The following is a 534-nucleotide window of genomic DNA, read 5'->3' as shown; positions in this document are numbered from 1 at the left end:
TTTCCGTGATATGTGCGGTACTGCAGCGTATGCCGGCAAGGGCCGTAAACGGTGGTGGTGTGCAGGTTGACTGTTGGTCGAATTCCTCCACCACGCGGAGTGAATAACCGTTTTCAGCGACATTGTTAATCAGTTCAGCGAGATTAACACCATCAATGTCAACGACAATGCGCCCCATGTTCAGCGCCCGCACGTTAATGCTGTCGGCTTCCAGCGTCAGGGAAAGTTTCATCGTTTCGCCTCCGGATGCTTACCCCGGGTAATGTTATTTACCGTTCTGTAATTGTCGCGGGTCATCAGGCCGGTCGCCCGGCGAGCCCGGAGGATATCAATACTGTTTATTAACTGAGAGCGGGGACAAGTGCTGAACCGGGGCTGGTCGGTACGCACCAGCGCGTATTTTTCAACGAGAAAGTTCACCGCGTCACACAGTGAAATGCCTGCCTCAATATGCTGCTCAATCACACGTTCATCGGAGAACGGTGTGTCATTTAGCGTGAGGCCGTAGTGCTGGTCCAGCAGTCGGGTGAGCAG

Annotated in this window: 2 protein-coding genes; both read right to left on the bottom strand. The window is 53.7% G+C overall.

From position 1 onward, the window contains the following. A partial coding sequence (locus QZF50_RS23695) for a DUF5983 family protein (RefSeq protein ID WP_290378976.1) occupies positions 1-232 on the bottom strand: 232 nt, incomplete at its 3' end. Further along, positions 229-534 (bottom strand): TA system toxin CbtA family protein (locus QZF50_RS23690; protein ID WP_290389045.1); only part of this gene is annotated, 306 nt, incomplete at its 5' end. The genes QZF50_RS23695 and QZF50_RS23690, both read right to left, overlap by 4 nt.

It is taken from the genome of uncultured Escherichia sp., assembly GCF_948475835.1.
Classification (GTDB): domain Bacteria; phylum Pseudomonadota; class Gammaproteobacteria; order Enterobacterales; family Enterobacteriaceae; genus ECMA0423.
Note: the sequence above shows the minus strand (reverse complement) of the source record. Positions and strands in the feature narration are given on the sequence as shown.